Origin of the sequence: Arthrobacter sp. Br18, assembly GCF_000520555.1 — a bacterium.
Lineage (GTDB): Bacteria > Actinomycetota > Actinomycetes > Actinomycetales > Micrococcaceae > Arthrobacter_D.
Map to the genome: position 1 here is coordinate 149,620 of NZ_KI914890.1, position 6,718 is coordinate 156,337.

Sequence of the window (6,718 nt, forward strand, 5' to 3'; positions counted from 1 at the left end):
CCGGGGCCGTCAGCCGGTTCCCAGTGACAGCAGGGCGTTCTCCACCACTTCGGTCAGGGCCGGGTGGATCCAGTACTGGCCTTTCGCCATATCGTGTGCGCTCAGCCCGAACGACATCGCCTGGATGAGGGGCTGGATGATCATCGACGCCTCGTGCCCCAGGATGTGGGCGCCGAGCAGCTGGCCCGAGCCCCGCTCGGCCAGCAGCTTCACGAAGCCGGTGGTGTCCTCCATGGCCCATCCGTAGGCGGTGGAGCCGTACTGCTGGACGGCGGTCACGATCTCGATCCCTGTTGATTCACCGTGCTGAAGCGCTTCTTTCTCGGTCATCCCGACGGCGGCCAGCTGCGGGTGGGTGAAGACCGCCGCGGGCACATACCGGTGATCGCTCAGGCGCAGGTCCCCCGGGTGCAGCAGGTTGTGCGCGACCACCCTCGCCTCATGATTGGCGACATGCTTGAGCTGGTGCGCGCTGCTGACGTCCCCCAGTGCCCAGACACCCGTGACGGGCTGCCCTCCCCGAAGAACCCGCTGGTGGCCGTCCACGCACAGGCTGCCGTTCGCGGCAAGGTCGAAACCCGCCTCCGATGCCCCGAGTCGATCAGTATTGGCGATCCTGCCCGTTGCCACCAGCACCACATCGACGTCGAGGGCCTCCGCTCCCCCTGGCCCGCAGACGAGGGCCCGCACCGACCCGTCGGGGTTCTCCGTCAGTGCTGCGACGGACGAGTCGAGACGGACCTGCCACTGCTTCGAGGCTGCCTCGGTGAAGCGCATCGAGACCGTCTCGTCGAGGGCTCGGAGCAGGGCGCCGGAGCGCGCCACCAGGGTGACCTCGGTGCCGAAGGCTCCGAAGACGTGCGCGAATTCCGCCGCGATGTAGCCGCCGCCGATGATGAGCAGGCGCGCGGGCTGGGCGGCAAGCCGCATCACAGTATCGGACGTGTGGACCTGCGGAAGCGTGATGCCGGGGATGTCGGGCAGCACTGCGCGTGATCCTGCCGCAATCACCACCTGGTCGGCGGTGATGTGCTCACCGGTTCCGGAGACCAGGGATTTCTCGCCCGTCAGGCTGAAGGAATCCTCGTAGAGGGTGACGTTGTCCAGTTCGTCGGCCCGGTAGCTGCGCCCTCCCCGGGAGATGGCGTCGATGCGGGTGAAGATGCGGTCGCGGATGTCGGACCACCTCGCGCCATCGAGGGTCAGGTCCACTCCCAGCCGGGTCGACTCACGCGCCGCCGTGGCGAGCTCTGCAGGATAGACGAACATCTTCGTCGGGATGCACCCCACGTTCAGGCAGGTCCCGCCGAAGGTGCCGCCGTCGATCAGCGCGACCCGCCGGTCGTCCCAAGCAGGCGTGATCAGGGTGTTGCCCGACCCTGAACCGACGATCGCGAGATCATAGTGGGTCACGTCCCCTCCGGGGTGACCTCGAGCAGGAGGTCACCACCCTGGACCTGGGCTGCGTCCGCGGGGATGCGCTTCACCGTCCCGGCGACGGGGCTGGTGATGTTCGCTTCCATCTTCATGGCTTCGATGGTGGCGACGGTGTCTCCGGCGGCGATCGTCGCTCCCTCCTCCACGGTGATGGTGACGGCGCCGGCGAAGGGAGCGGCGATGTGGCCGGGCTTGGTGGGGTCGGCCTTTTCGGCGGCTTTGACGTCACTGGTGACGCTGCGGTCGCGGACGCTCACGGGGCGCATCTGCCCGTTCAACACGCACATGACGGTGCGCATGCCTTTCTCGTCGGCGTCGGATACGGCCTCGAGGCGGGCGATGAGCCGGACGCCCTTCTCCAGTTCGATGACGTGCTCGGAGCCCTGCTGGAGACCGTAGAGGTAGTCGGAGGTGCCCAGCACCGAGACGTCCCCATAGGTCTCCCGGGTCGCCGCGAACTCGGCTGCGGGGCCGGCGAACAGCAGACGGTTCAGGGTGGTCCTGCGCCCGGCGGAGTCCCCGGCGAGCTGCTTCTCATCCTTCGGATCCAGGGCGGTGATCCCGGGGCGGGCCTTGCGTCCCTGGAGGGCCTTGGTGCGGAAGGGTTCCGGCCAGCCGCCGGGAGGATCCCCGAGCTCGCCGTTGAGGAAGCCGATCACCGAATCCGGGATGTCATAGTCCTGCGGGTTGGCTTCGAACTCGGCCGGGTCGGCGTTGGAGCCGACGAGCTGCAGGGCGAGATCCCCCACGACCTTGGAGGACGGGGTGACCTTCACCAGGCGCCCGAGGATCCGATCCGCTGCCGTGTACATGTCCTCGATGGCCTCGAAGCGTTCCCCCAGACCCAGGGCGATGGCCTGCTGCTTGAGGTTCGAGAGCTGCCCGCCGGGAATTTCGTGCCGGTAGACCCGCCCGGTGGGTCCGGGCAGCCCGGATTCGAACGGTGAGTAGATGCGGCGGACCGCTTCCCAGTAGGGCTCCAGCGAGCAGACCGCGTCGAGGTCCAGCCCGGTCTCGCGCGGCGTGTGGGCCAGGGCCGCGACCAGGGCCGAGGCCGAGGGCTGGCTCGTGGTCCCGGCCAGGGGGGCGCTGGCGACATCGACGGCGTCCACGCCTGCCTCGACGGCGGCCAGGAGGGTCGCGAGCTGACCTCCCGCGGTGTCGTGGGTGTGCAGGTGCACGGGCAGCTCGAAGCGTTCCCGCAGTGCGGTGACCAGCTTCACCGCCGCGGCCGGGCGGAGCAGCCCCGCCATGTCCTTGATCGCCAGGATATGCGCCCCGGCATCGACCATCCGCTGGGCCAGGTCGAGGTAGTACTCCAGGGTGTACAGGGTTTCGTCCGGGTCGAGCATGTCGGCGGTGTAGCACAGGGCCACCTCGGCGACGGCGGTGCCGGTGGCGCGGACCGCCCGGATCGCGGGCTCCATCTGGGAGACGTCGTTCAGGGCATCGAAGATCCGGAAGATATCGATCCCCGACGCCGCGGCCTCGGTGACGAACGCCGTCGTGACGGCTTCCGGGTAGGGGGTGTAGCCCACGGTGTTGCGTCCGCGCAGCAGCATCTGCAGGCAGATGTTCGGAATCTCCCGGCGCAGCGCGTCCAACCGGTCCCACGGATCCTCGCCCAGGAAACGCAGGCCCACATCGTAGGTCGCTCCTCCCCACGCCTCGACCGACAACAACTCGGGGGTCAGGCGGGACACCGGCCCGCCGGCGGCCACCAGATCCCGGGTCCGCACCCGGGTCGCCAGCAGCGACTGGTGCGCGTCCCGGAACGTCGTGTCCGTCACCGCGACGGCGGTCCGCGCCCGAAGCTCGGACGCGAAGCCTTCGGGGCCGAGTTCCTGGAGGCGCTGGCGTGAACCGGCGGGGAGCGGCGCATCCCGGTCCTCCTGGGGGATCCGGGGGAGCTTCTCCTGCGGGTCAAGGTGCACCGGGCGTTCCCCGTGCGGCTTGTTCACCGTTACCTCCGCCAACCAGGTGAGCAGTTTCGTGCCGCGGTCCGCCGGAATGCGGGCCGTCAGCAGTTCCGGGCGCTCGTCGATGAAGGACGTGGCGACGTTCCCGGCGATGAAGTCGGGATCATCCAGCACCGCCTGCAGGAAGGAGATGTTCGTGGACACCCCGCGGACCCGGAATTCCGCCAGGGCACGGCGGGCCCGGGTCACGGCCGAGGCGTAGTCCCGGCCCCGGCAGGTGAGCTTGACCAGCAGCGAGTCGAAATGCGGGCTGATCTCCGCCCCGGCATACACCGTCCCGCCATCCAGGCGCACCCCGGCACCACCGGCCGACCTATAGGCGGAAATACGTCCGACGTCGGGCCGGAACCCGTTCGCCGGGTCCTCCGTGGTGATACGGGACTGCAGCGCCGCGCCCCGCAGATACACCGTGTCCTGGCTGAGCCCCAGATCCGCCAGAGTCTCCCCCGCCGCGATGCGCAACTGCGCCTGCACCAGGTCGACGTCGGTGACTTCCTCCGTGACCGTGTGCTCGACCTGGATGCGGGGGTTCATCTCGATGAACACGTGCTGGCCGGCCCGCTCCCCCACCGTGTCCACCAGGAACTCCACCGTCCCGGCATTCACATAGCCCAGGGCGGTCGCGAATTTCACGGCGTCGCGGTGCAGGGCCTGCCGGATCCCCTCATCGAGGTTCGGGGCCGGGGCGATCTCGATGACCTTCTGATGCCGGCGCTGCAGCGAACAGTCCCTCTCGAACAAATGCATCACGTTGCCTTCGGCGTCGGCCAAAATCTGGACCTCGATATGGCGCGGCCGTAACACCGCCTGTTCAAGGAACATCGTGGGATCCCCGAACGCCGATTCCGCCTCGCGCATCGCGGCTTCCAGCGCCTCCGGGAGTGCCTCCCGGGTATCGACCCGGCGCATGCCGCGCCCGCCGCCGCCCGCGACCGCTTTGGCGAAGATCGGAAAGCCGATCTCCTCCGCCGCCGCAATAAGTTCCGCGACGTCCGCACTGGGCCGCGAGGACGCCAGCACCGGGATGCCTGCTGCCCGGGCCGCGTCCAACGCCTTCACCTTGTTCCCCGCCAACTCCAGCACATCCGCAGGCGGGCCCACGAAGACGATGCCGGCATCCGCCGCGGCCTTCGCGAGCCCGGGGTTCTCCGACAGAAATCCATAGCCCGGGTAGATGGCATCACACCCCGACTCCTTGGCGACACGCACGATCTCCTCGATATCCAGGTACGCCCGCACCGGATGGCCTTCCTCGCCGATCAAGTACGCCTCATCGGCCTTCTGCCGGTGAATCGAGTTACGGTCCTCAAAAGGGAACACCGCCACCGTCTTCGCCCCGGCCTCATGCCCGGCACGAAAAGCCCGAATGGCGATCTCGCCCCGGTTAGCTACCAAAATCTTCGAAAACATCGCTCTCCTGCGTCCTTGCGGCTCGGTTGCGGTTTGCTGGTGAAGTTTCTCCGATCCTACAGTTCGGGGCGGGCGCAGGATTTCATCCGCTCGGGACGGTTCACAGGGCGCAGGTCGGCCGTCCCCGGCAGGCAGGAGCCCCCTTTAGAATGGACAGGGAAATTTTCGTGCCTGGCTGCGGCGCACCCTGCCGCAGCGGCACCGGCTTAGGGATGGTATCCAACGTGCAGATTGTCAGTATCAGCAGCCTCAAAGGCGGAGTGGGCAAGACTTCGGTCACCCTGGGGCTCGCATCAGCGGCTTTGGCGGCAGGAGTCCCCACCCTCGTCGTCGACCTTGACCCGCATGCTGATGCCACGCGGGGGTTGGGCGCCCACCGCGGGGATCGGCTGGACATCGGCCGCCTGCTGAAGGACGCCCGACGCGGCGATCTTGCGGCCAACGCGGTCCCCGCCGGTTGGATTGCAGGGGCCGGACGGCAATCCCCGGCAGGCAGGGAAGCGGTGCTTGACGTGGCCCTGGGTTCCGGTTCCTCAGCGGGCTATGACCGACCCGACCTCGGCGCCCGCGACCTCAAGAGGCTCGCCACCCTGTTGTCGCGCGTGGATAAGTACAGTCTGGTCCTCATCGACTGTCCACCCTCGCTCAACGGGCTCACCCGCATGGCGTGGACGGCGAGCAACCAGGTGCTCCTGGTGGCCGAGCCGGCTCTGTTCTCCGTAGCGGGGACGGAGCGCGCACTGCATGCCCTCGAGCTGTTTCGACCGGAGTTCGCGCCGAACCTCCAGACCGCCGGCATCGTAGCGAACCGTGTGCGGCCGGCGTCGAACGAGCATGCGTTTCGACTGCGGGAAATGGAACGCATGTTCGGCGACCTCCTGCTCAGCCCGAAGATTCCGGAGCAGTCGAACTGGCAGCAGATCCAGGGCGCCGCCCATGCGGTGCATTCCTGGCCGGGCGATGCGGCGCGGCAGACATCGGCGCACTTCGACGAGCTGCTGGGAAACCTGTTCGATTCAGGCCGCCTTCGACGCCGCTCCCCCCGGCGTTAGGCGGACGGCGGTTCGCCGCCCACTGCGCGATTGCCGCCTCGCATCACGCTAGCTGATGCGGCGTGCCGTCGTGCGCCGTTTGCTCAGTTCGTCGTCGGGGAACCCCTGGTCGGGTGCGTGTTCGCTCGGGAGTGCGGCGAGGGTGCCCTCGACTTCACGCCACACCCGCCCCACTGCAATGCCGAACACGCCCTGACCGCCCTGCACGAGGTCGATGACCTCGTCTGCTGACGTGCACTCGTAGACGCTCGCGCCGTCGCTCATCAGGGTGATCTGGGCCAGGTCCTCGACGCCGCGCTCCCGCAGGTGCTCCACCGCGGTGCGGATCTGCTGGAGCGACACCCCGGTGTCCAGCAGGCGCTTCACAACCTTCAGTACCAGGACGTCACGGAAACCATAGAGCCGCTGTGTCCCGGAGCCTGTCGCCCCTCGCACAGCAGGCTCCACGAGCCCTGTCCGGGCCCAGTAGTCGAGCTGGCGGTAGGTGATTCCTGCAGCCTTGCAGGCGATGGGTCCCCGGTAGCCGGCGTCCTCGTCGAGCACCGGAAGGTCCTCGGTGAACAGTAATCCCTGGGCGCTGGCGGGTATGCCGGGGCCGGCCGCGGCGTGGCCCGCGAATTCACCGGCATCACCCTTCGGACTCACGCGCTGCCTCCTCGTTGGGTTCCCCGGAATGGTGCCACGAAAGCCTGCAAGCCCGGGGATTTGAACTCAAGTGTGCCCCGGGTGCGGCGTCGTTGCAATGGGAACTATTATCTTCGACGTTAGATCGCTGCGGTTCGAAGGTCAAAGACCCTGCCCCGGAAGAATTCCCGTGTCGGACGCAGCCGCGGCCGACAC

4 protein-coding genes are annotated in these 6,718 nt (G+C 68.1%); 1 reads left to right on the forward strand and 3 read right to left on the reverse strand.

Annotated elements, in window-relative coordinates:
- Window positions 1–9: 9 nt before the first annotated feature.
- Both Y704_RS0115905 and Y704_RS0115910 read right to left on the reverse strand, forming a co-directional pair.
- A complete protein-coding gene (locus Y704_RS0115905) occupies window positions 10–1,413 on the reverse strand; it encodes a mycothione reductase (RefSeq protein WP_026550848.1) in 1,404 nt (467 codons plus the stop codon).
- Window positions 1,410–4,826 carry a pyruvate carboxylase gene (locus tag Y704_RS0115910; protein ID WP_026550849.1) on the reverse strand — a complete coding sequence of 1,139 codons (3,417 nt, stop codon included), beginning with the start codon at window positions 4,824–4,826 and terminating at the stop codon, window positions 1,410–1,412. The genes Y704_RS0115905 and Y704_RS0115910 overlap by 4 nt, the downstream gene beginning before the upstream one ends.
- 224 nt (window positions 4,827–5,050) lie before the next feature.
- Between Y704_RS0115910 and Y704_RS0115915 the strand changes: the two genes are divergently transcribed.
- Entirely contained in the window at window positions 5,051–5,878 is an 828-nt protein-coding gene (locus tag Y704_RS0115915; protein WP_026550850.1) for a ParA family protein, read from the forward strand.
- A gap of 48 nt (window positions 5,879–5,926) precedes the next feature.
- Here Y704_RS0115915 and Y704_RS0115920 read toward each other — a convergent pair whose 3' ends face one another.
- On the reverse strand, window positions 5,927–6,523 hold the full coding sequence (locus tag Y704_RS0115920) for a MerR family transcriptional regulator (RefSeq protein ID WP_026550851.1): 597 nt from the start codon (window positions 6,521–6,523) through the stop codon (window positions 5,927–5,929).
- Between the last annotated feature and the right edge of the window lie 195 nt (window positions 6,524–6,718).

What these genes read in the sequence shown, in the direction of transcription:
- Y704_RS0115910 (WP_026550849.1), bottom strand. Translation starts at nt 4,826, where the DNA reads ATGTTTTCGAAGATTTTGGTAGCTAACCGGGGCGAGATCGCCATTCGG.